General features: G+C 32.5%; 24 protein-coding genes. 18 read left to right on the top strand and 6 right to left on the bottom strand.

Annotated features, from left to right (window positions below; genetic code table 11):
* Positions 1 to 13 precede the first annotated feature (13 nt).
* The 4 genes from CLU81_RS08385 to CLU81_RS08400 form a co-directional block, all read right to left on the bottom strand.
* Complete coding sequence (locus tag CLU81_RS08385) at positions 14 to 826, bottom strand: rhomboid family intramembrane serine protease (protein ID WP_099709403.1); 813 nt, start codon at positions 824 to 826, stop codon at positions 14 to 16.
* Complete coding sequence (gene mutL, locus CLU81_RS08390) at positions 823 to 2,742, bottom strand: DNA mismatch repair endonuclease MutL (RefSeq protein WP_099709404.1); 1,920 nt, start codon at positions 2,740 to 2,742, stop codon at positions 823 to 825. Before mutL ends, CLU81_RS08385 begins: the two co-directional genes overlap by 4 nt.
* A gap of 222 nt (positions 2,743 to 2,964) precedes the next feature.
* On the bottom strand, positions 2,965 to 3,537 hold the full coding sequence (ribH, locus tag CLU81_RS08395; protein WP_099709405.1) for a 6,7-dimethyl-8-ribityllumazine synthase: 573 nt from the start codon (positions 3,535 to 3,537) through the stop codon (positions 2,965 to 2,967).
* Between the two features lie 93 nt (positions 3,538 to 3,630).
* The gene (locus CLU81_RS08400) at positions 3,631 to 4,413 is read right to left on the bottom strand and encodes a tol-pal system YbgF family protein (RefSeq protein WP_099709406.1); all 783 of its coding nucleotides are present in this window, start codon (positions 4,411 to 4,413) and stop codon (positions 3,631 to 3,633) included.
* 390 nt (positions 4,414 to 4,803) lie between these two features.
* On the opposite strand from CLU81_RS08400, the gene CLU81_RS08405 reads away from it, so the two are divergent.
* The 6 genes from CLU81_RS08405 to hisC all read left to right on the top strand — a co-directional run bounded on the left by CLU81_RS08405 (position 4,804) and on the right by hisC (position 11,662).
* Positions 4,804 to 5,898, top strand: a complete 1,095-nt coding sequence (locus tag CLU81_RS08405; protein WP_099709407.1) for a DNA replication/repair protein RecF — start codon at positions 4,804 to 4,806, stop codon at positions 5,896 to 5,898.
* 303 nt (positions 5,899 to 6,201) lie between these two features.
* Positions 6,202 to 6,900, top strand: coding sequence for a thioredoxin domain-containing protein (locus CLU81_RS08410; RefSeq protein WP_099709408.1), 699 nt, complete (start codon positions 6,202 to 6,204; stop codon positions 6,898 to 6,900).
* Between the two features lie 10 nt (positions 6,901 to 6,910).
* Complete coding sequence (locus CLU81_RS08415; RefSeq protein WP_099709409.1) at positions 6,911 to 7,588, top strand: DUF2461 domain-containing protein; 678 nt, start codon at positions 6,911 to 6,913, stop codon at positions 7,586 to 7,588.
* Positions 7,589 to 7,712: 124 nt separating this feature from the next.
* Positions 7,713 to 8,774 (top strand): glycosyltransferase, encoded by a 1,062-nt coding sequence (locus CLU81_RS08420; protein WP_099709410.1) that lies wholly within the window; start codon positions 7,713 to 7,715, stop codon positions 8,772 to 8,774.
* Positions 8,775 to 8,818: 44 nt separating this feature from the next.
* Entirely contained in the window at positions 8,819 to 10,375 is a 1,557-nt protein-coding gene (locus tag CLU81_RS08425; protein WP_099709411.1) for a rhomboid family intramembrane serine protease, read from the top strand.
* A 186-nt stretch (positions 10,376 to 10,561) separates the two neighbouring features.
* Positions 10,562 to 11,662, top strand: a complete 1,101-nt coding sequence (gene hisC / locus CLU81_RS08430; RefSeq protein WP_099709412.1) for a histidinol-phosphate transaminase — start codon at positions 10,562 to 10,564, stop codon at positions 11,660 to 11,662.
* Between the two features lie 15 nt (positions 11,663 to 11,677).
* Here hisC and CLU81_RS08435 read toward each other — a convergent pair whose 3' ends face one another.
* The gene (locus CLU81_RS08435; protein WP_099709413.1) at positions 11,678 to 12,508 is read right to left on the bottom strand and encodes a hypothetical protein; all 831 of its coding nucleotides are present in this window, start codon (positions 12,506 to 12,508) and stop codon (positions 11,678 to 11,680) included.
* 244 nt (positions 12,509 to 12,752) lie between these two features.
* Here CLU81_RS08435 and murB point away from each other — a divergent pair, with 244 nt between their 5' ends.
* From murB to CLU81_RS08480, 9 genes are all read left to right on the top strand, one after another.
* Complete coding sequence (gene murB, locus CLU81_RS08440; RefSeq protein WP_099709414.1) at positions 12,753 to 13,766, top strand: UDP-N-acetylmuramate dehydrogenase; 1,014 nt, start codon at positions 12,753 to 12,755, stop codon at positions 13,764 to 13,766.
* Positions 13,767 to 13,795: 29 nt separating this feature from the next.
* Positions 13,796 to 14,305 (top strand): hypothetical protein, encoded by a 510-nt coding sequence (locus tag CLU81_RS08445; protein WP_099709415.1) that lies wholly within the window; start codon positions 13,796 to 13,798, stop codon positions 14,303 to 14,305.
* A 2-nt stretch (positions 14,306 to 14,307) separates the two neighbouring features.
* Positions 14,308 to 14,766 (top strand): GNAT family N-acetyltransferase, encoded by a 459-nt coding sequence (locus CLU81_RS08450; RefSeq protein WP_099709416.1) that lies wholly within the window; start codon positions 14,308 to 14,310, stop codon positions 14,764 to 14,766.
* An 18-nt stretch (positions 14,767 to 14,784) separates the two neighbouring features.
* A complete protein-coding gene (locus CLU81_RS08455; RefSeq protein WP_099709417.1) occupies positions 14,785 to 15,399 on the top strand; it encodes an FMN-binding negative transcriptional regulator in 615 nt (204 codons plus the stop codon).
* 83 nt (positions 15,400 to 15,482) lie between these two features.
* Entirely contained in the window at positions 15,483 to 16,589 is a 1,107-nt protein-coding gene (locus tag CLU81_RS08460; protein ID WP_099709418.1) for a glycosyltransferase, read from the top strand.
* The gene (locus CLU81_RS08465) at positions 16,580 to 17,131 is read left to right on the top strand and encodes an RNA polymerase sigma factor (RefSeq protein ID WP_099709419.1); all 552 of its coding nucleotides are present in this window, start codon (positions 16,580 to 16,582) and stop codon (positions 17,129 to 17,131) included. The genes CLU81_RS08460 and CLU81_RS08465 overlap by 10 nt, the downstream gene beginning before the upstream one ends.
* A 155-nt stretch (positions 17,132 to 17,286) precedes the next feature.
* Positions 17,287 to 18,111 carry an energy transducer TonB gene (locus CLU81_RS08470; RefSeq protein WP_099709420.1) on the top strand — a complete coding sequence of 275 codons (825 nt, stop codon included), beginning with the start codon at positions 17,287 to 17,289 and terminating at the stop codon, positions 18,109 to 18,111.
* A gap of 142 nt (positions 18,112 to 18,253) precedes the next feature.
* The gene (locus CLU81_RS08475; protein WP_099709421.1) at positions 18,254 to 18,985 is read left to right on the top strand and encodes a DUF4184 family protein; all 732 of its coding nucleotides are present in this window, start codon (positions 18,254 to 18,256) and stop codon (positions 18,983 to 18,985) included.
* Positions 18,986 to 19,049: 64 nt separating this feature from the next.
* Positions 19,050 to 19,430 (top strand): PH domain-containing protein, encoded by a 381-nt coding sequence (locus tag CLU81_RS08480; RefSeq protein ID WP_099709422.1) that lies wholly within the window; start codon positions 19,050 to 19,052, stop codon positions 19,428 to 19,430.
* Between the two features lie 67 nt (positions 19,431 to 19,497).
* Here CLU81_RS08480 and CLU81_RS08485 read toward each other — a convergent pair whose 3' ends face one another.
* The gene (locus CLU81_RS08485) at positions 19,498 to 20,364 is read right to left on the bottom strand and encodes a M48 family metalloprotease (protein ID WP_099709423.1); all 867 of its coding nucleotides are present in this window, start codon (positions 20,362 to 20,364) and stop codon (positions 19,498 to 19,500) included.
* 329 nt (positions 20,365 to 20,693) lie between these two features.
* On the opposite strand from CLU81_RS08485, the gene lipA reads away from it, so the two are divergent.
* From lipA to CLU81_RS08500, 3 genes are all read left to right on the top strand, one after another.
* Positions 20,694 to 21,560 (top strand): lipoyl synthase, encoded by an 867-nt coding sequence (gene lipA, locus CLU81_RS08490; protein WP_095382922.1) that lies wholly within the window; start codon positions 20,694 to 20,696, stop codon positions 21,558 to 21,560.
* A gap of 74 nt (positions 21,561 to 21,634) precedes the next feature.
* Positions 21,635 to 22,633 carry a type I glyceraldehyde-3-phosphate dehydrogenase gene (gap, locus tag CLU81_RS08495; protein WP_099709424.1) on the top strand — a complete coding sequence of 333 codons (999 nt, stop codon included), beginning with the start codon at positions 21,635 to 21,637 and terminating at the stop codon, positions 22,631 to 22,633.
* Between the two features lie 26 nt (positions 22,634 to 22,659).
* A complete protein-coding gene (locus CLU81_RS08500) occupies positions 22,660 to 24,831 on the top strand; it encodes an ATP-binding protein (protein ID WP_099709425.1) in 2,172 nt (723 codons plus the stop codon).
* The last annotated feature ends 5 nt before the right edge of the window (positions 24,832 to 24,836 follow it).

Raw genomic sequence — 24,836 nt, forward strand, 5'->3', positions numbered from 1 at the left:
TTAAAGTTAAAAATTAATTCCAACGATTTTGATTAAACTGATTTTTTTTCCAATACCACATCATAAAATACCCAACAATTGCACCTCCGATATGTGCGAAATGGGCAATCCCAGTACCTCCACCCCCAAATATAGAATCTCCTTTTAAACCTAAAAATAAATCTACTGCAATAATACCCGGAACAAAATATTTCGCTTTGATAGGAACTGGTATAAACATTAGAGCTAATTCTGCATTCGGAAACATAAAGGCAAAAGCTACAAGAAGTCCATAAATAGCTCCCGAAGCACCTACCATTGGAACCTGAGTAATTACAGAAGCATTAAACAATCCTTTAAATCCAGCATCATCAAGATTTGTCTTTCCAGCCTTCTCTAATATTGGTTTGATTTGCTCCAAAAACAAATCAGATCTAAAACTAGAACCATCACTAAAATTTACATTTAATATTTGATGTAAAGTTGCATCCGATAAGCCTAAACCTCTTACTGGTTCTAAAGCTGACTGAAATTGCAAATAATTCACTCCGATTTGTAATAAGGCTGCACCTAAACCACAGGAAATATAAAAGAAAATAAATTTTTTACCTCCCCAAAAGTGCTCTAAAGCTGATCCAAAAGAAACCATAGCGATCATATTAAAAGCAATATGCATAATACCTCCATGCATAAACATATGCGTTAAGGGTTGCCATAATCTAAAAAAATCACTTTCCGGAAAAAAAAGTGCAAAAAACTGCTCTGAAACTGGTACCAATTGAGAACCAATAAAAAATATGATATTAATTATCAATAATTGTTTTACTACAGGAGTCATATTCATCATAAGGCAAACTTTTTATCTATATCTTCAACACGCATGGTGATGAAGGTAGGTTTTTGAAAAGGTGAAATATTTGGATCTTTACAGGCAAACAATCCGTTTACCAAATTATCTTGCTCTTTTTCGGTTAAATAAGATCCGGTTTTAACCGCTAAACTCTTCGCCATAGATTTTGCAATCGTATCATTCTGACTGTAACTATTAGCCGGAATTCCGTCTTGCAAATCACTTAATAATTGTTCTATTACTAACGAAACTTCGCTTTCTGTAATATTTACAGGAATTCCCGAAATGACAATATGATCTGTTTGAGCTTCATCAAAAACAAAACCTGTTGTTTCAAGCGAAGGTTTCAACTCTTCGATTAATTCCATTTCGCCTGACGAATAAAATAAATTCAGCGGAAACAATAATTGCTGACTTGATGCTTGATTAACGGTCATATTCAACAAAAATTGCTCGTATAAAATACGTTGATGCGCACGTTGCTGATCAACAATAACCATTCCTGATTTTATTGGCGAAACTATATATTTTTTATGAATCTGATACGTTCCCTGAGTCGCTTGTTCTATCTCATCATCATTGAATAATGACGAAGTTACTTCTTCATTTTCGAATGTAAAAGGCGAACTTTCGATACTTTCTGTTTCCAAACCTACGTACAAACTTTCCCAGCTTGCGGTTGGCTCTACTCGTTTAGAATATCCTCCTGAATAAGAATTAGAATTCGATCCGGAACTATAGCTTGATCCAGATCCTGAACCTGAATTTGAACTTGATTTAGAATAATGCTGATTTGTTTTATCATCCGTAAACGGATTAAAAGTGCCATCGACCTGAATCGTTGGTGTTTCGGCTTCTAAATCTTTATAATGATATGGTGTATCTAAATTTGCATCGCGATCAAAATCTAAAACCGGCGCAACATTAAACTGTCCTAAACTATGTTTTATTGAAGCTCTTAAAATAGCGTATAATGCCTGTTCATCATCAAACTTAATTTCCGTTTTAGTTGGATGAATATTGATATCGATTGTGTTTGGCGGAACTTGCAAATACAAGAAATAACTTGGCTGAGAACCGTCTTTCAAAAGTCCGTCATAAGCTGCCATTACTGCGTGATGCAAATAACCGCTTTTAATAAAACGATCGTTTACAAAAAAGAATTGTTCACCTCGGCTTTTCTTGGCAAATTCAGGTTTGCACACAAATCCCTGAACGTTTATAATTTCTGTATCTTCATTAACGGGAACTAATTTTTCATTGGTTTTACCGGACATTATCCCAACAATTCGCTGACGATAACCTGCCGCCGGCAAATTATACATTTCGCTTCCGTTATGATAAAATGTAAAATGAATATTTGGATGCGCCAAAGCTACTCGCTGAAATTCATCCATAACATGACGAAATTCAACCGTATCTGATTTTAAGAAGTTACGACGTGCCGGAATATTAAAAAATAAATTTTTAACCGCAAATGATGTTCCTTTTGGTAAAACAGCAACTTCTTGTGATACAAATTTACTTCCTTCGATTATAATATGAGTTCCAAGTTCGTCCTGATCTTGTTTGGTTTTCATTTCCATGTGCGCAATTGCGGCAATAGAAGCCAATGCTTCTCCACGAAAACCTTTGGTAGCAAGTGAGAATAAATCTTCGGCCTGACGTATTTTTGAAGTTGCGTGGCGCTCAAAACACAAACGAGCGTCGGTAACATTCATTCCCATACCATTATCGATCACCTGAACTAATGATTTTCCAGCGTCTTTAATGATCAATTTAATATCAGTTGCTTTTGCATCAACAGCATTTTCTAATAGCTCTTTTACAACTGAAGCTGGTCTTTGAACCACTTCTCCAGCAGCAATTTGATTAGCAACGTGATCAGGAAGTAATTGAATTATACTCGACATTAAAAAATTTGGGTTAAAGGTTGTTCCTGGATTTCAACAAGATATTCTCTGTAAAAATCTCAGGATAATATTATTAATTTATTCCTGGTTTTTAAAAACCATGGTGTACAAATTTAATGAATTTCTGTTGGGTTTTAGAATAACAGCTATCATAAAAAAAACAAAAAAACCTATACTATTTTTACACAGTATAGGTTTTAGTATTTTTAAAACATTTGTGTTTTATTCGTTCTCGATTTTTCTTGGTTTATCTTCGATTTGAAGCGCACCTGAAGACAATAATGGTTGGTGAAACGGATGTGACATTGAAGCTTGTTGACGAATATATGCCATTTTTATAGCTGCAATTGCTGCTTCGGTTCCTTTGTTTCCGTGAACTCCTCCACTTCTGTCAATAGATTGTTGCATGTTATTATCTGTTAAAACACAAAAAATAACCGGAATATCAGTCTGAACATTCAAGTCTTTAATTCCTTGCGTTACACCTTCACACACAAAATCAAAATGTTTAGTTTCTCCTTGAATTACACATCCAATTACAATAACTGCATCTACATTTTGCGTTTGCAACATTTTCTTTGCACCATAAATCAGCTCAAAACTTCCCGGAACATTCCAACGAATAATTTGCTGTTGCGGTACATCACAATCAACTAAGGCATCAAAAGCGCCATTATAAAGTCCTTCTGTTATGGTTTCGTTCCACTCAGAAACAACAATCCCAAATCGAAAGTCTTTCGCATTTGGGATCGTGTTTTTATCGTATTCTGATAAGTTTTTATTTTCAGTAGCCATCAGTAATATTTTAAATTTTTGATTTTCGTCCCGAAGTCTCGGGATAGATTCTTAAATACAAATCTACAATCTTAAATCTAAAGTCTAAAATTTTTATTGCGCTAATCCAATCAATACATCAACAGAAGCTGCTTCTGGAGTTGCATCGTAGTTTTCTTTAATATCTGTTAAGTACTTGATAGCATCTTCTTTTTGACCTAAAGCCAAAGCTGTTTTACCTGCTTTTAATAAGAAACGAGGTGTTGTGAAATCATTTTTATTAGATTCAGCAGCTTTTACATAATAGTCTAAAGCTTCTTTTTGTTGGTTCTTTTGAGAATAAGCATCTCCAATTGCACCAATTGCCAAAGCTCCAACGATAGCTTCTTTTGATTTAAATTCTCCTAAGTATTTAATAGCGTCATCATATTTACCAATGTTCAAAGAAGCAATACCAGCATAGTAGTTCGCTAAATTTCCTGCATCAGTTCCAGAATACTCGTCAGCAATTTTAACGAATCCGAATTTACCTTCAGAACCATTCAAAGCCAATTTGTATAATGAATCACTTGCTACACCATTTGTCGCTTTTTCAAAATTTTGTTGCGCAACAAACATTTCGCTTGCAGCTTCATTTTGTTTTGGAGCTTCAATAAATTTTTGGTAAGCTAAATATCCAATAGTTGCAACTGCAATACCAGCAACTAAACCAATAATAATTTTTTGATTTTTAGCAACCCAATCCTCAGTTTTTGAAGCGGTTTCATCTAATTTTGAGAACACACCAGCCGTTGTACTATCCTTCTCGTCAATGATTACTTGTTGTTCTTCTGTAACAACATCTTTAACTTCCTTTTCTTTTGGTGTTTTATATCCTCTTTTATTATAAGTTGCCATTTCAATTTAATTTAGTGAACGGCAAAAATAAAATTTTTATTGAAACTAAAGCAAAAAAAAGCAAATTTATATCCATTTTAAAAAAATAATTCACTAAACAGTAACTTCTTTAGTATTTCAGAGAAAATAATTCATCTCGAAATGCCCGAAAAGTCTATTGTTTCGATAATTTTTATACTAATTATTTTCTGCTCAACTCAAACTCTCAAATCCTGAAAAAGTAATTTTTAAACACAGATTTTACAGAATCTCTCAGATTAAGCATTTATTGAATTAAATTTGCGGAACAAAATCCTTTTTAATCTTTTAATCTGTGGCAGAAAAACCTAATCTGCAGGATAAAGTGATAATCTGGAAACGTCAACTTTTATCATTACAGTTTCAAAAACAATGCATTTAAACAAAATTTCTTTATTCAATTATAAAAATTTCTCCGAAATCAGTTTTGATTTTGACCACAAGATCAATTGTTTTGTGGGTAAAAACGGAATTGGGAAAACCAATGTTCTTGATGCAATTTATCATTTGGCTTATGGAAAAAGTTATTTTAATCCGTTGGCGGTTCAAAATATCAAACACGGAGAAGAGTTTTTTGTAATCGATGCCGAATTAGAGAAAAATGAAAGAACGGAACAAATCGTTTGCAGTTTAAAAAAAGGACAAAAGAAAATTTTAAAAAGAAACGGAAAAGCCTACGATAAATTCTCCGATCATATTGGGTTTATTCCGCTTGTAATTATTTCTCCCGCAGATCGTGATTTAATTGTTGAAGGAAGTGAAACACGCCGTAAATTTATGGACAGCGTGATTTCGCAATTAGATTCGACTTATTTACATCAGCTTATTCAATATCAAAAAGTAATTGTGCAGCGAAATGCTTTGCTTAAATATTTTGCGCTGAATCATGTTTTCGATAATGATACCTTATCTATATATAATGAACAACTAAATAGTTTTGGGCAATCGATTTTCGAAAAAAGAAAAGATTTCCTGGAACAATTCATACCTATATTTAATGTGCATCACCAAGCCATAACAGGATCTGAGGAAACTGTGCAATTGGTTTATGAAAGTAATTTGTTCGAAAAAGATTTATTGACATTATTAAAGGAGAATATTAATAAAGATCGCGCGCTGCAATATACAAGTGTCGGAATCCACAAAGATGATTTATCTTTTGAAATTGATTCACATCCAATAAAGAAATTCGGATCACAAGGTCAGCAGAAATCTTTTTTGATTGCTTTGAAATTAGCACAATTCGAATTTTTAAAGAAACAAAGTGGCGTAAAACCGTTATTATTATTTGATGATATTTTTGACAAATTAGACGAAAATCGCGTTGCCAAAATAATCGAAATGGTAAATAGCGAAACTTTTGGCCAGCTTTTTATATCAGATACACATCCGGAACGTACCGAAGCGATAGTAAAATCAACACATCAGACTTATAAGATGTTTAATTTAGGGGGATTTTTTTATTGAGAATTAAACGGTTTTAAGCTTTGACAAAGTTTACTCCCAAAGTTTGTCATTTCAACGAAGGAGAAATCACACTCGGGATTCGACAAAGATTGGCGATTTTACTTGTAGAGTTTCTAGTGTGATTTCTCCCTTCGGTCGAAATGACAAAAATGCGTGTACTAAGTAAAAAACACCCACACTAAATAAAAAAATCACGCTAATTCGTTCAATTCATAGCAAACCATTTTTTTTTCACTTTCTATTATGAACTCAAAAATTGAAAAATCATTACTTTAGCAATTCTATATTTTAAAATTCAGTCTTATGAAGTTTTCTAAAATTTTATTCCTAATAGTTTCCGTTGTACTAATTTCATGTAACAAAAAAGAAGACAATTCTTTTAAGGAGATTGCTCCGAAAGATTTTGCAGAGAAAATCAAAACAACCGAAAATCCTCAAATACTTGATGTTCGAACTCCCGAAGAATTCGAATCTGAACATATTGATAATGCCGCAAATATAAACTGGAACAGTGAAGATTTTGCCGAAAAAGCAGCTTCTTACGATAAATCGAAACCTGTTTTTGTATATTGTTTAAGTGGCGGAAGAAGTAAAAAAGCTGCCGCAAAACTAAATGAATTAGGTTTTACCAATGTTTATGAATTAGAAGGCGGAATCATGAAATGGAACGCAGAAGGATTATCAAAGCCTTCGACGGCTCAAGTTGGAATGACTATGAATGATTTTAATGATTTATTAAATTCCGACAAAAAAGTTCTGGTTGATTTCTATGCAGAATGGTGTGGTCCATGCAAACAAATGGAACCGTATCTTTTGAAAATGCAAAAAGAAATGGCTGACAAAGTGGTTATCATTAGAATTGATGTGGACAAAAACAAAACTTTGGCAACTCAACTAAAAATTGACCAGCTTCCTACTATGGTTTTATACGAAAACAAAGCTGTACAAAAAAAATTGATTGGTTTTATCAGCGAAAAAGACTTAAAAAAACAACTGCAATAATATAACGAATATGCTAACTAAAGAATCATTGCAATTTTTAGACGATTTAAAAAAGAACAACAACAGAGATTGGTTTCAGGAGAATAAAAAACGATACGAAGTTTTCAAAAAAGATTACCATCAATTGGTTAGTGACTTTCTGGATGCGATGAAACCTCTTGATCCGTCATTAGAACTATTGGAAGTTAAAAATTGTACTTTCAGAATCAATCGCGACATTCGGTTTTCTAAAGACAAATCTCCTTATAAAGCACATCTTGGAGTTTGGATGTCATGTGGAACTAAAGGCTTAAACCGCGCCGGATATTATGTACATATAGAAAAAGGCGCCAGTTTTATTGCCGGTGGGTTTTATTCGCCTGAAGCGGAAGATTTAAAAAAGGTTCGTAAAGAAATTGCTTTTTTCCATGATGATTTGGAAGCTATTTTAGCAGATAAAAACTTCAAAAAAGAATTTGGAAGCCTGGATGTAAACGAAACTAATTCGCTTAAAAATCCGCCGAGAGGTTACGAAAAAGAACATCCTGCAATTGAGTTTTTAAAACTAAAAAGTTTTACGGCAACTCAAAAATATGATATTTCGGAAGTGACGCAAAAAGACTTTGTTTCCAAAATAAGCAAGAAATTAATCGCCTTAAAACCATTGAACGAATTCATCAATCGCGCTTTGGATACTGACGAATTTTAAAAAAAAGTTGCCACTAATTTCACTAATTAAAACCTTTGACAAAGTTTAAAACTTTGTCAAAGCCAAACAATAAAAATTAGTGCAAATTCGTGAAATTCGTGGCAAAAAAAATTAAGTTTGCCGAATGAAAAAAAGAAAAATACTTTTTCTGGGAGAATCTTATCGTGCAGACGCGATTACGTGGATGAAAGGTTTGAAAGAATTTGGAGATTTTGAAATCTGCACTTGGGAACTTCAAACGCCAAATAATTCGAAACTCAATCGATTCAAGCGTATTTTAGAATACATCTTCTCTCCTATTTCTATTCGAAAAACTATTCGGGAACAAAAACCGGATATGATTATTGCAGAAAGAACCACAAGTTATGGTTTTCTTGCTGCGATTTCAGGAATGCATCCAATTGCGATTGCGCAACAAGGCCGAACTGATTTATGGCCGGACGGTTCTATTTTACTTCCTTTTAAGAAAATCATTCAGAAATATGCTTTCAAAAAAGCCGATTTAATTCATGCTTGGGGTCCGGTTATGACGATTTCTATGAAAGCTGTTGGCGTTGATATGAATAAAGTTTTGGTTATCCCGAAAGGAATTGACTTATCGCTTTTTTTTCCTTCGATAAATAATTCAAGCAAAATTGAAGCGATTGTAACTCGTTCTTTACAACCTGAATATCGTCATGATTCTATTTTGAAAGCTTTTGCAATTCTTAATCAAAAAGGAATTGATTTTTCGCTAACTATTGTTGGTGACGGAACAAGATTGCAATTTTTGAAAGATTTAGCAACAGCACTACAAATCGAAAACAAAGTAATTTTCACAGGAAGAATTCCAAATACTGACCTTCCTAAATTACTACAACAATCGAATATTTATATTAGTATGCCAATTACCGAAGGCGTTTCGGCTTCTTTATTTGAAGCAATGGCTTGTAATTGTTATCCTGTAGTTTCAGACATTCCCGGAAATCAAAGCTGGATTAAACATCGTGAGAACGGACAATTAATTGAAATCGATAATATCAAAATGCTTGCCGAAGAACTTATTTGGTCTTTCGAAAATATCGAATCCCGAAATAATGCTATTTTGCAAAACAGAAAGTTTGTAGAAGAGAATGCGAATTATAATATCAATATGAAGATTATTGCCGATAAATACCATGAGTTACTAAGCCAATATTCTAATTAACTCCTCAATAAAACCAATCAAAGCAACCTTTTTTATATTTTAAAATGAAAGATCTTTTAGAAAAAATCAAATTAATTTACTTGCCTTTTTTAATAATTGCAATTAGTTTTATTTCTATCTATACTTTCCTGCATTGGTTTTTATTTATCAAATTTGAATTATTTCCTGCTAAAGAAATGTTTTTAAAGTTTTGGCTTCCTTGTGGTATTCCATGTATTCTTGTTTACCTTTTTTTAAGTCCAAGATTAAAGAACTTAAAATTTAAAAATGATAATAAATCCTTTTTCTTTCATTTAATGGCAGTCGTAGTAATCGCAATTCCAACTATGATTGCTCAGGAATATTTGATTACAGCAACTGGAAAACTGACTCCGCTTGAAACTATTTCTGAGATTCCGAAACATGAAAAGACAAAATATTATACTTTACAAAAATTCTATATTGACAAAAAGAATATTGGCGTTCTAAACACTGGCGAAGCAACCGGAAAAAACAATGAACGTTTTAATATGCTTATCTATGTGGCAATGCCTATTTTAAAAACAGCCAAGGAAACATCTAAACATGAATGTAAGTATTGGCTAGGAAAAAGATACTCCGAAGAAATAAGCAATAGTTTATCTAATGGTGAAAAACAGATTAGATTTAAGGATTTTGCTGCAAGAACTGAAAAAGAATTTAATAATACCGATTTTAATCAATTTACTTATTTAGAACTCGTAGGAAACACAGAAGATCATGATAATTTTAATTCGGCAATAGAACAAAACACGCATTACGATCTTAATAAACCCTTTTTATTAATAGCACACGACGAACCTTTTAAAAACCGAAACGGTAAAAAACTCGAATGGGTTTTAGGCGCTTTAGGAATTGGTCTTTTATTTTGGTTTATTCTAATCTTTTTTACCAAACTGCAACCACAAAGCGTCAGAAACCTTAGAATTGGGAAAAAATCAAAATTAGATAGTCTAAAAGATACTTTTGATTTTTTAATGCCAAGAGAAGATTTTTACATCACTCCAATTTTAATTAACCTCAACTTATTCATTTTCATTTTAATGGTTTGTACAGGTTTTGGTCTTTTTACTTTTAAAGGAAAAGATCTGCTTGATTGGGGCGCAAACTTCAGACCTTTTGTCGAAGACGGACAATGGTGGAGATTGCTTACATCTGTCTTTTTGCATGGCGGTATAATGCATTTAGTCTCAAATATGTTTGGTCTTTATATTGTTGGTTTATTTCTGGAACCTCTTTTAGGAAAAGCAAAATATCTTATAATATATCTGGTTACAGGAATTTTTGCAAGTCTCGCCAGCATTTGGTGGCATGATGCAACTGTAAGCGTTGGAGCATCAGGAGCAATTTTTGGGCTTTATGGACTTTTTATCGCATTATCGTTTCGAAAAGTTTTTTCACCATTGTTAAACAAAGCTTATTTAGTTTTCGGTGCAATATTTGTGGGCTACAATTTATTAATGGGATTATTTGGAAATATTGATAATGCAGCGCACATTGGAGGACTTATAAGTGGTTTTGTTATTGGCTGTATAATAGCATCACATTTAAGAGAACAAAAGGACTTTGACGATCAATTCTAATTGGAATAAAACCTTTTTGCATTCAAATCAGAACTGCAACTTTATTCTTAAGAATTGATTTAAATACAATTACATCATTATAATTCATTCAAACTTACACAAAGAAAATCTAAAAATACCTCGTAACTTTCTTCCTATTTCAACGACATACTATTGTATTGAATTGTTTAATTTAATCGAAAAGAGATGAATAACAGAAGAAATTGGCTAAAACAAATAGGATTAGGCACAATAGGATTAGGATTTTGTCAGCTTGAAGCATTTGCAAGTCCTGCAGAAGAATACATTTTACCTGATTTAGACAATTCTCCAATATTACTCAGATCGAATGAAAACCCTTACGGACCATCTCCGTTAGCACGTGCTGCAATGGCAAAAAGTATTAATACCAGTAATCGATACGGCTGGACTCTTTGGCCTGAATTAATTACGCTAATTGCTAAAAAAAATAATGTTTCAGATAACAATATTACATTAGGCGCGGGTTCAACTGAAATTTTAGATTTAGTACTTCAATACACGGCATCCAAAAAAGGGAATTTTATAATGGCCGAAACTACTTTTGATTATTGGACCGCTCCTTATGAAAAACTAGGACTTAAGAAAATAACCGTTCCATTAACCAAGGATAAAAAACATGATTTGCCTGCCATGTTGAAAGCCATTGATTCAGAAACTAAAATGATTTATATCTGTAATCCCAATAACCCAACCGGAACAATCTGTAATAGAGAAGAATTGGTTTCTTTTATAAATGAAGCTTCAAAAAAAGCAATCGTTTTTGTTGATGAAGCTTATATCGATTTTACAAAAGAGCAATCTTTAACAAATCTTGTTTTAGAAAATAAAAATGTGATTATCACCAAAACATTTTCAAAAATGTATGGTTTAGCAGGCGCTCGCGTTGGTTATGCTGTTGCAAATTCGGCTACGATAGATGAAATTAATACTTTTAAATCTTCTCCAAATATGTCTGTCAGCGTTGTATCGGCTACAGCTGCAATTGCATCTTTAAACGATGAAAATTTCATTCGACAAGTTTACACTTCAAATGAAGAGGTGAAAAAATATACGATAGAGCAAATTACCAAACTTAATCTGGAATGCATTCCGTCTTATTCAAATTTTGTTTATTTCTCTTTAGAAAATTATAAAAAAGATTATTTCAAACAATTAGCAGATCATAATATAATGGGAACCAGAATTTATGAAGAAAACGGAAAATGGACCAGAATTACGATAGGAACCTTAAAAGAAATGCAACGATTTATTGCCGCTATAAACTAAAGTCTATACTATTAATTAACATCCTACTGTTGCAAAAACTCCAACTGGCTTAATTGCTCTTCCTTTTTCGGCAGGTTTTGATAAATAAAGCGTTGGGCTCGTAACATTGTAATGACTTGCTGTGTCGATAATTAAATCTAATTTGTTGTCGTCATCAAGATCTCCGGCAAATATTATTTTAATCATTTGGTCATCAAAATTTTTCTTTGCAACCAGAAGTTCGGTAGTTTCTTTACCGTTAACAACCGTTTTTAGATATAATTTATAATTTGAAACTACAATCCAATCTGAATCTTGTTGTTCTTTTTTCTTTTTGCCAGTCGCCAACAAAGTGTATTCGACGTTCTTGTAGTTAAATTTAAAACTCTCTTCCGGATAAATACTTTCAGGTATTTTGACGCTTGATATATTTCCGTCAATAAAATAAGGAAGTTTTTCAATTAAAATCAAACAAGAATCTTTTGCCTGAGCACTAACTTCCCAACCTGTTTTCTCTTCGTCAGTTTCGTCAATTATTGGATCATTTACTCTTTTAAAAGACACTTTGGTTTCGGCAAGTGAATAATTGTCCTTGTTTTTAAAAAGTCCAAACCAAACTTTCTTACTATAATTTTCTTCAATTTCATCGGAATGAAAGGTTTCCAAACGAATAATTTTTACTGGCAAAGTATTATCATCAGGAAAAGAAAACTCCTCTTTTATGGGGTCATTTTCTACAATTTCCGACTCTTTATCAGAATTTTTACTTACCTCGGTTTTTAATGCAATTTCCTTTTTGGAATCATTACAACTAATGAATTGAAAAATTATAATTGTAAAAAACAGGATTTTAAAGGCTACTTTCATTTATATGGTATCGTTAATTTGGGGAATCAAACATACAAAAGAAAAGATTCATATCAGAAAAAGAATATAAAAATTGAATTACGAAATTGAAAAGTTTTCATTAAGTAAATCTTTTATAAAGTGAGATAAAGCGAATTAAACTTTCTACCTCATAATTTTTCAAAATCTAACTCAAATAAATTATAATCCGTACTTTTGAACCCAGAAATATCCCAACTTTTCGGGATTCAAAAGCCTTTTATTTATGGAAATCCAATCCAATTTTTCTTTAAAAAACTACAATACTTTTGGCATTGAAGCCAAAGCCAAACAATTTGTTGCAGTGCATTCAGTTGCCGAATTGAAAACAATTCTAGAGGAAAATAAAAACGACAAGAAATTTATTTTAGGAGGCGGAAGTAATATGCTTCTTACTAAAGACATTGATGCTTTGGTGATTCATATTGATTTAAAAGACAAAAAAATCATTAAAGAAGACGACGATTTTGTTTGGGTTGAAAGCCAAGCCGGAGAAACCTGGCACGATTTCGTATTGTGGACTATCGACAATAATTTTGGAGGTTTAGAAAACATGTCTCTAATTCCTGGAAATGTTGGTACAACGCCAGTTCAGAATATTGGCGCATACGGAACGGAGATTAAAGACACTTTTGTTTCGTGTGAAGCAATAAATATTGAATCGCTGGAAATAAAAACTTTCTCTAATACCGAATGTGATTTTGGATATCGCGAAAGCATCTTTAAAAATGAAGTTAAAGATCAATATATAATTACTTCTGTGGTTTATAAATTGACGAAACGCAATCATAAAATCAATACTTCTTACGGAGATATTACTGCTGAATTGGCTAAAAACAACATTACAAATCCAACTTTAAAAGATGTAAGTAATGCTGTAATCGCAATCAGACAAAGCAAATTACCCGATCCAAAAGAATTGGGAAATAGCGGAAGTTTCTTTAAAAACCCTATTTTATTGAAATCTGATTTCGAAAAAATTCATGCGAAATTCCCTGAAATGAAATATTATGAAGTTTCAGAAACCGAAGTAAAAGTTCCGGCTGGTTGGTTAATTGAGCAAGCAGGATTTAAAGGAAAACGTTTTGGTGATGCAGGTGTTCATAAAAATCAAGCTTTGGTTTTGGTAAATTACGGAAACGCAACCGGACAAGAAATCTTGGCTGTTTCGAGAGATGTTCAGAAAACCGTTTTTGAAACTTTCGGAATTCATATTGAAGCAGAAGTTAATGTCATTTAAAAACAAGCATAAAACCCTTTAATTTCTAAATGAAAAAAATTAATTTCTTTGTAATTTTAATACAATTGTCTGGAATGATTTTCCTGATTCATGGCATATTACAATTACGATATTACTCAGTAGCAGAACAATATATTTGTGCTGTAAAACATTTTCAAGGTCAACAAACAGATTGCTGGAATGAATTATTCCCAACAAAAGAAATTTTACTTGATTTTTGGCCAAGTATCTATATCTGGATATTCCTTGGTTTATTAATTGGGATTTTTGTAATTTCTTTCCTGAATTGGAAACATAAATTTTCGTCACTAAATTCGATTATAGTTGCTATAGTAATGTATATCATTATAAGGCTTAAGTTTTTTAGAAGAGGTGTTTTCTCTCGTTTATTTCACTCTTTTACATCTGCATTTTCTGATGATATTACCGTACAATTTATTGTTGGAGGAGTTCTTTTTACTTTAATGGGACTTGCAATTCTATGGCTCAGTGTTCATCCAAGTTGGTTTAGCTCCAGAAAAGACTTAGTTTCAAATTAAAAATGGCACAAATACCTTCAATAAAAACAGCAAATCCTAGTGATGAAAAAGTCGCTGCAATTATCGAAGAATTGTCCATAAATCTCTATCTTCGTTTTGGAAGCGACGGAAAGAATTCTTTTACAGATTGGCAATATAACAATCCTGAATTTATCTTTGTTATTGCCGAACTCGAAGATGAAATTGTAGGGTGCGGCGCCATCAGACCAGTTAACGATAATACCGCTGAAGTAAAACGAATGTATTCAAAATTTCCCGGAAAGAAAATCGGGCAAACAATTTTAGCTTTTTTAGAAGAAAAGGCCAAAACAATTGGATATACGGATTTGATTCTGGAAACACGAATAAAAAATCAAGAAGCAATTCAGTTTTACCAAAAACAAGGATATAACACAATTCCGAATTACGGAAAATATATAGATCGACCAGAAGCTATTTGCCTTGGAAAATCTCTAAAATAAATCTCATTACCTGAAGCAATGTACACACCTAAAATATACAAAGACGAAGATCCGGAATCAATCAGAACTTTTTTGAAAGAAAATAGCTTTGGAATTCTGATTAATCAAACTCACGGAAAATTATGCGCAACACATATTCCGATTGAGTTTGAAGTAAATGCTGATGGAAAAGAAATTCTGCAAGGACATCTTTCTAAACTTAATCCGCAAGCAGAAGGTTTTGCAGAAAACGATCAGGTTTTAGCAGTATTTACAGGACCTCATAGTTATATTTCTTCGTCTTGGTACGATCATGAAAATGTACCAACATGGAATTATATAGCCGTACATGTTTACGGACGAATTAAGATTGTTGACGAGGAAACTACTATAGAACAGCTTAAAAAATTGGTTGATAAATACGAAGCCAATTCTGTAAATCCTGTTCGTGTTGAAGATTTATCAACAAAAACAATGCGCGAGGCGAGAGGAATCTTTGGTTTTGAAATTGAAATCGACGAGATTCAGGCCACTAAAAAACTATCTCAAAACAGAGACGATCATAATTATAAAAATATAATTTCGGAGTTAGAAAAAAGCGAAAACCCTCAGGCTATTGCTGTTGCGAAAGAAATGTCGAAATGCCGAAAGTAAATCGGCTTTAGCCATTGAAATCTAGGAATTCATAAGTACATTTGCACTCGCAAGATTTAGAAATTAAAAGACATTAAAATCAGATGCTTATAACTTTACTTTACTTCTTTATTGCTATTGTTTTTATTCAGGTTTTCTATTATTTAGGAATTTTTGGAAAATTTGCCTTTGGTAAACCCCAAGAAATCACATCAAAAAATCTTCCTGTTTCAGTAATTGTATGTGCTAAAAATGAAGAAGAAAACGTTAAAAAATTCATTCCATTATTAGCGGAACAAGATTATCCTGATTTTGAAATTGTTTTAATTGACGATGCTTCAAGCGACGAAACGTTAGAAGTTTTTGAAGAATTTGAACAACAATACCCGAATATTCGTTTGGTTAAAGTACAAAATAACGAAGCCTTTTGGGGAAATAAAAAATACGCCTTAACATTAGGAATCAAAGCATCAAGAAAAGATTACTTATTATTTACTGATGCTGATTGTTATCCAACTTCAAAAAACTGGATCACTGCAATGACTTCACAATTTACAATGAACAAAACTATTGTTTTGGGTTATGGCGGTTATGAAAAAATAGAGCGTTCGTTATTAAATAAAGTAATTCGTTTTGAAACTGTTTTAACGGCGGTACAATATTTTTCGTGGGCAAAATTGGGTCTTCCATATATGGGAGTTGGACGAAATCTTGCTTATAAAAAAGAAGAATTTTTTAATGTTAATGGTTTTATAGATCACATTCAGGTTCGTTCCGGCGATGATGATTTGTTCATTAATCAGGCTGCAACCAAAGAAAACACTGCAATTTCTTATGCTCCGGAAAGTTTTACATATTCAAAACCAAAGGAAACTTATAAAGAATGGTTTACCCAAAAAAGAAGACATACTTCTACGGCAGAATATTATAAGTTTTTTGATAAAATGCAATTGGGTTTATTCTTCTGCACACAATTATTATTCTTTATATTAGTTATTGTTTTATTGGCTTTCCAATTTCAATGGATCGCTGTATTGGCAATTTTGGCAACGCGCTACACTATTGTTTGGACAGTAATTGGATTTTCTGCGGGGAAATTAAAAGAAAATGATCTTAAAATTTGGTTTCCTATTGTAGAAATCGTGCTTATATTCACGCAAATTAATATCTTTATAACTAATATCTTTTCAAAACCTGTACATTGGAAATAAATTCTAAAATAGAAAAAGCAAAAAAAGGCGACCAGATCGCCTTTACTTTTTTATTAGATTATTACTGGAATGAGGTTTATGGCTTCATGTTAAAACGTACCGAAAACGAAACTACTGCCGAAGATATTACCATTGAGACTTTCTCAAAAGCTTTTGATAAAATAGCCACATACAATTCTGAATTTCAATTCAATACCTGGCTAATTGCAATTGCAAAAAATGTTTACATTGATTTACTTCGAAAAAAGAAAACTAATCTTTTTATAGAAATCACTGACGCCGACGATCAGCAGGCTTACAATATTGCTGACCCTACTCCATCTGCCGAAGATGCTTTAATTAAAGAGCAAAACCTCTCCCGATTGCTTCTTTGCATCAAAGAATTAAAACCCCACTATCAGGAAGTAATCCAGTTACGTTACTTTCAGGAAATGACTTATCAGGAAATTGCCGTCAAGATTGACGAGCCTCTGAGCAACGTAAAAGTAAAATTACTTCGTGCCAAAAAATTATTAGCAGAAATCATTGAACGTAATAGATAATTTATTATCTTTAGGTAAAGAATAAAATATAATCGTATTTATTCTTAAAAAAATAAATTATTCATATACTAAAATAACAATCCCTACGTTGTTAGCTAAAACCAAAACCCAATTGCTTATGATTTAAAGTTACTTAACCTTAAAATCCAAAAATCATGTCTAAATCAAACATCTACGAAACCACTTGGACTGACCTAGTTTTCGAAAACAAAAACAAAGAGTACGGCGCGTATCAATTACGTCAGGAAAATTCTAAAACTACCATTACAGCACTATTTGCAGGACTGCTACTATTGGCAAGCATTGGAACTGGTTCGATGTTGATTAATAAATTAAAAGGCGGGACTGTCATAGAACCATCAACCGTTCCTGACACTCCAATGCATCCAACAAGAGTTGACATTATAATTCCTGTTGAACCGGTAGCTCCAAAACCAATTGCGCCTCCACAACAAACTGCACCTGCTCCTGAAGTAGCTCAGTTAGTACATCCTGTGGTTGTTACAGCGCCTGAGGCTGCACCGGAAATTGCAACTAATAAACAAAACGGTCCTATTGTTGACAATGCTACACCTGGAAATGGAACTCCTAGTAATAATGCATTACCTGATGGTAACGGTCCAGAAACAGTAGTAGTACCATCAGTGAATCCAGAGGTTCCTGTAATTGCTGCCGCATTAGACAAATTGCCAGAGTTTCCTGGAGGAATTAATAAGTTCTACACTTTTGTGGGAAATAATTTCAACAGACCTGAATTAGATGCAGAAAAAACATTAAAAGTGTATGTTTCTTTCGTAATCGAAAGAGACGGCTCAATGACTGACATCGAAGTAAAAAGAGATCCAGGTTACGGAATGGGTAAAGAAGCTATTAGAGTATTAAAATCATTAAAAACAAAATGGAGTCCGGGAATGCTAAACGGAAAAGCAGTAAGAACTGCCTACAATCTCCCAATAACGATAAAAACTGAACTAGAATAATAAATATTAAAAAGCAGAACTTAGGTTCTGCTTTTTTTTTGCTTCTATTTTAAAATTAAGAGATTAAGGGAAATAAATTTTCTGCTTGATTTATTAATCTTAATTTTAACCTCATACAAAACCTTAATTCTATTTAAACTGAATGCCTTTTACTTTTTCTCATCCTGCAATAATTTTACCGTTAAGATATTTACCTAAAAATTATTTTTCATTAACTGGACTTATAATTGGCAGTTTGACACCCGATTTTGAATATTTTATTCGGATGAAAGTTCAAAGCATATACAGCCATACCCTTTACGGAATATTTTGGTTTGATCTGCCATTAGCAATATTACTTACGTTTATCTTTCACAATATTGTTCGAAACGATTTATACCATAATTTACCGCTGATTATTAAATCCCGAATTTTAACCTTTTCTGATTTTAATTGGAACAATTATTTCAGAACTAATTCGATTGTTGTATTAATTTCTATAATAATTGGTGTTGTATCGCATATATTCTGGGATAGTTTTACACACGATCACGGTTATTTTGTGAATCATATTACTGAACTTAGAAATTCTGTTTCTCTTTTTGATATAAAAATTCCCGTTTTAAAAATAGCACAACATCTAAGCAGTTTAATCGGTGCAATAGTCATAGTTTTTGCAATATCAAAACTTCCAAAAGACAACACTTCGAATACTTTAGTAAATAAATCATATTGGGTTTATTCTATACTTTTTACGGTATTAATTATTACAATCCGATTTTTAAACGGTCTTGATTTTAAAGCATACGGAAATATTATAGTTTCTTTAATTTCAGCTTTTTTACTTTCGCTTATTTTGACTCCACTTTTTATAAAAGGAGCTCGAAAAAATTAACAAAATCAATTACTTTTACAACTTCTAAAAAAGAAAAAATTGTAATAAAATAAAAAACTACAAAATGGGAATATTTTCAGCTATTCTTGGAAACGCTGGTTCAGTAAGCCAAGAAGATTTAATTAAAAAATACGGACAGCTTTTAACTGATAAGGAAGAAATCGAAATGGGTTTTAAATTAATCCGTGATACTTTTATCTTCACTAACAAAAGATTAATTCTTGTTGACGTACAAGGAATAACAGGAAGCAAAACGGAATACAAATCAATTGCCTACAAAAGCATTACAAGATTCAGTGTAGAAACCGCAGGAACTTTTGATCTTGATGCTGAATTAAAAATATGGGTTGCCAGCGAATTGCAACCAAGCATCGTAAAACAATTCAATAAATCTGTAAATGTTTATGATGTGCAAAAAGTATTAGCATTTCACGTTTTAGGTTAATCTTAAAAATAAAGAACCCGACAAATTTTTGAAACTTGTCGGGTTTTATTTTTCTAATTAGAAATTATTATTTCTTTTTCGTGGTCTTTTTCGTGGTAGCTTTTTTAGTAGTTGTTTTTGCCGGCGCTGTATTTACAATTTTTTGTTGCACATAAGGCTTATACAAACCATCTTTTTCAGCACGTTTTTTAGCATCTTCAGCTCTTTGTTTAGAATCCGGGTGAGAACTCATCATTTGATCAATAAATGAAGCTTCACTTCCTTCGCTCATCTTAGCAAGAATTCTAAAAGCAGATTCTTCGGCATTAACATTATAACCATTCTTTTTCAAAAAGTTATAAGAAAACAAATCAGCTTCAGCCTCTTGTTTACGGCTAAATTTACTATCAATAATTGCACTTCCTATTTTCCCTAATTGACTATCTGTAACTGTTGCAACAGTTGTAGATTGTGAAGCTGCAGCATCCATTAAAGCTTCTTTTTTATAAGCCGCTTTTATAGCATCTTGAGAATCATGATTTGCAACGTGACCAATTTCGTGACCAATTACAGCCAACAACTCATTATCATCCATGATATCCATTAAACCGGTATATACACGAACACTTCCGTCTGCAGTTGCAAAAGCATTTACTTCTTTTAGCTTATAAACTTTATAGTTTAAAGTGTAACCTTCACCAGCAGTATATTTTCCAAAAACCCTGTTCAGTCTTAAAGTATAAGGATCTGTTGCACTAGCAACTTCATGCTCAGCATCCATTTTATCAACTGCTGCCTTAGACAAAGCTGCTGCATCAGCATTACTGAATGTAAAACCTGTAATTCCTTTTTGAACGGCTCCTATAGCTTTATCTCCAAAATTAATTTGCGCATTCATTCTAGTGAAACCAAAAGTGGCAAATAAAACTCCAAATACAATAAATTTCTTTTTCATGTTTTTTATTATTACAATTTAACAACAAATGTAGTACAACATCAATGCCTTTTTATTTCGATAAAGATTATTTTTTTAACAAATAAAGATATAAATTTTAAACGAGTAAAAATCAGACTTCTATCATTATTATTCGTCTTTCCCTAATTAACAAACAAAAAATACGCATTTGAATCAACATCATGATTTAAAAACAGAAATTTAACATTATGATAAAATTATCACCAAAACAAGCTTTTAGAAATCCCAGTAGATCAATACCAAATTAAATCTTAAACGAATCTCCAAATAAACTACATTGCTTATCTTTGTACTTTGAATTTTGATATATGGAAACAGTCATTGAAAATATACCAACTGGAAAACCTAAATGGTTAAAAGTAAAACTTCCAATTGGACAAAAATATACTGAACTACGTGGTTTAGTTGATAAATACAGCTTAAATACAATTTGTACCTCAGGAAGTTGTCCTAATATGGGCGAATGTTGGGGCGAAGGAACGGCAACATTTATGATTTTAGGAAATGTTTGTACGCGTTCTTGCGGATTTTGCGGCGTTAAAACCGGAAGACCAGAAACCGTAGATTGGGACGAACCGGAAAAGGTTGCTCGTTCTATAAAAATCATGAACATCAAACACGCTGTAATTACAAGTGTTGACAGAGATGATTTGAAAGATGGCGGTTCTATTATCTGGATTGAAACTGTAAAAGCAATCCGTAGAATGAACCCAAACACTACTCTTGAAACTTTAATTCCTGATTTTCAAGGAATCGAAAGAAATCTGGATAGAATTGTAGAAGCAAATCCTGAAGTGGTTTCGCATAACGTTGAAACGGTTCGCCGTTTAACTCGCGAAGTTCGTATTCAAGCAAAATATGATCGTAGTTTAGAAGTTTTACGTTATTTGAAAGAGAAAGGAATCAACAGAACTAAATCCGGAATTATGCTTGGATTAGGCGAAACTGAAGAGGAAGTTTTTCAAACTATGACAGATTTACGCAATGCAAATGTTGACGTTGTTACAATTGGTCAATACCTACAGCCAAGTAAAAAACATTTACCCGTTAAAGAATTTATCACGCCAGAACAATTTGCCAAGTATGAAAAATTTGGTCTTGAATTAGGTTTCCGTCACGTTGAAAGCGGACCTTTAGTTCGTTCTTCATACAAAGCACAAAAACATATTTTATAAAAAGTTTAATCGTTCATTCGTTTATTCGGTAAATCGATTAGACGAATAAACGATTTACCGAATAAACAAAAAACTTGAAAACTAGAATTGCTATCAACGGTTTTGGAAGAATTGGAAGACATCTATTCCGCCTTCTTATAAACCATCCCCAAATAGAAGTCGTTGCAATTAATGATATTGCAGATAACAGAACCATGTCGCATTTGATAAAATACGACAGCATCCACGGTGTTTTACCCTATAAAGTTAGTCATGATGACGAGGGTATTATCGTTGAAGGAAAACATTATTTATTCTTTCATGAAAAAAGTATTCCGAATTTAGACTGGAAAAGTCATGATATTGATTTCGTAATCGAGTCTACCGGAAAATACAAAACGCATGAAGAACTTAATGCACATATTGAAGCCGGAGCTAAAAAAGTAATACTTTCTGCTCCATCAGAAGTTGATACTATAAAAACAGTAGTACTTGGTGTAAATGAAAATATCCTAGATGGAACTGAAAATATTGTTTCGAATGCAAGTTGCACGACAAATAATGCTGCTCCAATGATAAAAATCATCGATGAATTGTGCGGAATTGAGCAAGCTTACATAACAACAATACATTCATATACAACAGACCAAAGTCTTCACGACCAGCCACATAAGGACTTGCGACGCGCAAGAGGTGCAAGTCAGTCGATTGTTCCAACAACTACAGGTGCAGCTAAGGCATTAACAAAAATTTTTCCTAAATTGCATCATAAAATCGGTGGTTGCGGAATTCGTGTTCCGGTTCCGGATGGTTCCTTGACAGACATAACATTTAATGTAAAACGTGCTGTTACGATTGAAGAAATTAATAACGCATTTGAAAAAGCCTCAAAAACAAATTTAAAAGGAATATTAGATTACACAGAAGATCCAATCGTTTCTGTTGATGTAATTGGCAACACACATTCGTGCTTGTTTGACGCGCAACTAACATCTGTCATTGACAAAATGGTAAAAGTTGTGGGTTGGTACGATAATGAAATTGGCTATTCATCAAGATTAATAGATTTGATTTTACTAATAAAGAAAACGTAGAATTCATTGTAAAAGCATTGCCATACATGAAATATCATCTTTTTATTCTTGTTTGTTTTTTTAATTCATTTTTGTATTCTCAAACCAAAAAGAGTACAGATAGCATTTCCTATTATAACAAACTGGTAAACAAGAATCTTAATAAAAAAGAATATAATCAGGCGGTCTTTTACACGAAAAAATCAATCGATTTTTGCGAAACCAATCATAAAACCGAGAATTTAGCCAATCAGACTTTTAAGCTTGGTAAAATTTATTACAGTCAAAAAAAATACGAAGAAGCACTAAAAAACTTCCACAAGAGTATTTCTTATTTTGATGACGTAAATCCAACTTGCACCAAAGTTTTGGCGCTGCATTATATTGGCGTAACCAATACTGCAAAAGGAGATCATAAAACTGCTGAGATTTATTATAAAAAAGCAGATGATCTTTTAAAACAGCTGAATATCACCGATCATGCCGAGGTTTTAAATTATCAGAAAGCAATAGCGCTAAAAACAAGTAAAAATTTGCCTTTGGCCGCAAAATCTTTTCAAAAGATAATTAAAAAACCAGATAATCCGTCTCTTGTAAAAACCAAAACTGACGCTTATTATCAACTTGGCTTAATCGAAACGCAACTAAAACGAAACGATTCTGCGATAATTTATTTTGATCGCGCTTTAGATTATAATGCCAAAACCAATAATCTGGCTCAAAAATCTAAAATCATTTTAGGAATTAGTGAGTACTATAAACGAAATAGAAACTTTGATCTTGCTTACTCTTATTTAGACGAACATTATCAAATAGAAAACTATCTCCTTAAATTAAAAAATGCAAAGATTGATCTTAATGAATTCGAGAAATTCAAAAAAAATCAATCTTTAAACAATACGCTTAAACGCGAAAGTGAAGAAAAAATTCAGCTGAAAACATACCGATACTCAAAACTTGTGAGTATTCTGGCTATTGCACTTATTTCGATTTTATCGCTTTTGAGTTTAGCTTTATATAAAAATAATATTATTCGAAATCAGAATAATTTACTTTTAAGAGAAAAAAATAAAGAGCTTATTCTGGCAAAGAACAAAGCCGAAAAAGCATCAAAAGCCAGATCTGAATTTCTATCAACTGTAAGTCATGAACTGCGGACGCCTTTGAACGCTATTAACGGAATTACGCATTTATTACTGGAAGACAATCCTAAAAAAACACAATTAAAATATCTTGAGTCTCTAAAATTCTCCGGAAATTACCTCACTACTTTTATTAATGAAATTCTTGAAATCAACAAAATCGATTCGACTAAAGTTGAAATAGAAAACATTAGCTTCAATCTAAAAGAATTATTATTCAATATTCAGAGCTCTCTGAAAGAATTAGCGACAGCCAATAAAAATTATTTTAATCTGGAAATAGACAAAACAATTCCGGATAATTTAATTGGCGATCCAACCAAGCTATCGCAAATCATACTAAACTTAATAAACAACGCATTAAAATTTACGCAAAACGGAAACGTAAATGTTATCGCAAAATTATACGCTCAGGAAGACGATATTGCAACTGTTTATTTTGAAATAGTTGACACCGGAATTGGGATTCCAGAAGATAAATTACAAAGTGTTTTTGAAAGCTTCTCTCAAGGATCAATTGAGGTTAATAGAAAATATGGCGGAACCGGATTGGGTCTTACCATTGTAAAAAAATTAATTGAGCTTTTGGGCGGAGAAATAAAACTAAAAAGTGAAGTTGGAAAAGGATCCACCTTTACCTTCAAACTAAATTTTAAAATCAACAACGAACCATTGGAAGTAGTCGAAGAAGCCAAACCTTATAATGACAAGCAGCTAAAACACAAATCGATTTTATTGATTGAAGACAACAAAATCAATCAAATGATTACCCGAAAAATGCTTGAAAACAAAGCGATTTGTTGCGAAATTCTTGATAATGGTGAAGATGCTGTAGAACTTCTAAAAGTCAAACGTTTCGACATGATTTTAATGGATGTTCATTTACCTGGAATAAATGGAACGACAGCCACTCAACAAATCAGGGAATTTGACAAAACGACTCCAATTATTGCGTTGACAGCAATTTCGCTTGACGAAAACAGAGATATGCTTTTATCTTTTGGAATGAATGATGTTATTACAAAACCATTTGTTCCGGACGAATTTTACAGCACAATTGCGAAGTTTTTTGATTAGATTTT

The sequence above is a fragment of the Flavobacterium sp. 9 genome (assembly GCF_002754195.1).
Classification (GTDB): Bacteria; Bacteroidota; Bacteroidia; order Flavobacteriales; family Flavobacteriaceae; genus Flavobacterium.

Coding starts and splice junctions, on each gene's coding strand:
- CLU81_RS08405 (WP_099709407.1), top strand. CDS start 4,804: ATGCATTTAAACAAAATTTCTTTATTCAATTATAAAAATTTCTCCGAA.
- CLU81_RS08500 (WP_099709425.1), top strand. CDS start 22,660: ATGAAATATCATCTTTTTATTCTTGTTTGTTTTTTTAATTCATTTTTG.
- murB (WP_099709414.1), top strand. CDS start 12,753: ATGGAAATCCAATCCAATTTTTCTTTAAAAAACTACAATACTTTTGGC.
- CLU81_RS08485 (WP_099709423.1), bottom strand. CDS start 20,364: ATGAAAAAGAAATTTATTGTATTTGGAGTTTTATTTGCCACTTTTGGT.
- CLU81_RS08435 (WP_099709413.1), bottom strand. CDS start 12,508: ATGAAAGTAGCCTTTAAAATCCTGTTTTTTACAATTATAATTTTTCAA.
- CLU81_RS08455 (WP_099709417.1), top strand. CDS start 14,785: ATGTACACACCTAAAATATACAAAGACGAAGATCCGGAATCAATCAGA.
- CLU81_RS08475 (WP_099709421.1), top strand. CDS start 18,254: ATGCCTTTTACTTTTTCTCATCCTGCAATAATTTTACCGTTAAGATAT.
- CLU81_RS08415 (WP_099709409.1), top strand. CDS start 6,911: ATGCTAACTAAAGAATCATTGCAATTTTTAGACGATTTAAAAAAGAAC.
- CLU81_RS08470 (WP_099709420.1), top strand. CDS start 17,287: ATGTCTAAATCAAACATCTACGAAACCACTTGGACTGACCTAGTTTTC.
- ribH (WP_099709405.1), bottom strand. CDS start 3,537: ATGGCTACTGAAAATAAAAACTTATCAGAATACGATAAAAACACGATC.
- CLU81_RS08480 (WP_099709422.1), top strand. CDS start 19,050: ATGGGAATATTTTCAGCTATTCTTGGAAACGCTGGTTCAGTAAGCCAA.
- CLU81_RS08425 (WP_099709411.1), top strand. CDS start 8,819: ATGAAAGATCTTTTAGAAAAAATCAAATTAATTTACTTGCCTTTTTTA.
- CLU81_RS08400 (WP_099709406.1), bottom strand. CDS start 4,413: ATGGCAACTTATAATAAAAGAGGATATAAAACACCAAAAGAAAAGGAA.
- mutL (WP_099709404.1), bottom strand. CDS start 2,742: ATGTCGAGTATAATTCAATTACTTCCTGATCACGTTGCTAATCAAATT.
- lipA (WP_095382922.1), top strand. CDS start 20,694: ATGGAAACAGTCATTGAAAATATACCAACTGGAAAACCTAAATGGTTA.
- CLU81_RS08460 (WP_099709418.1), top strand. CDS start 15,483: ATGCTTATAACTTTACTTTACTTCTTTATTGCTATTGTTTTTATTCAG.
- CLU81_RS08410 (WP_099709408.1), top strand. CDS start 6,202: ATGAAGTTTTCTAAAATTTTATTCCTAATAGTTTCCGTTGTACTAATT.
- CLU81_RS08385 (WP_099709403.1), bottom strand. CDS start 826: ATGATGAATATGACTCCTGTAGTAAAACAATTATTGATAATTAATATC.
- hisC (WP_099709412.1), top strand. CDS start 10,562: ATGAATAACAGAAGAAATTGGCTAAAACAAATAGGATTAGGCACAATA.
- CLU81_RS08445 (WP_099709415.1), top strand. CDS start 13,796: ATGAAAAAAATTAATTTCTTTGTAATTTTAATACAATTGTCTGGAATG.
- CLU81_RS08450 (WP_099709416.1), top strand. CDS start 14,308: ATGGCACAAATACCTTCAATAAAAACAGCAAATCCTAGTGATGAAAAA.
- CLU81_RS08420 (WP_099709410.1), top strand. CDS start 7,713: ATGAAAAAAAGAAAAATACTTTTTCTGGGAGAATCTTATCGTGCAGAC.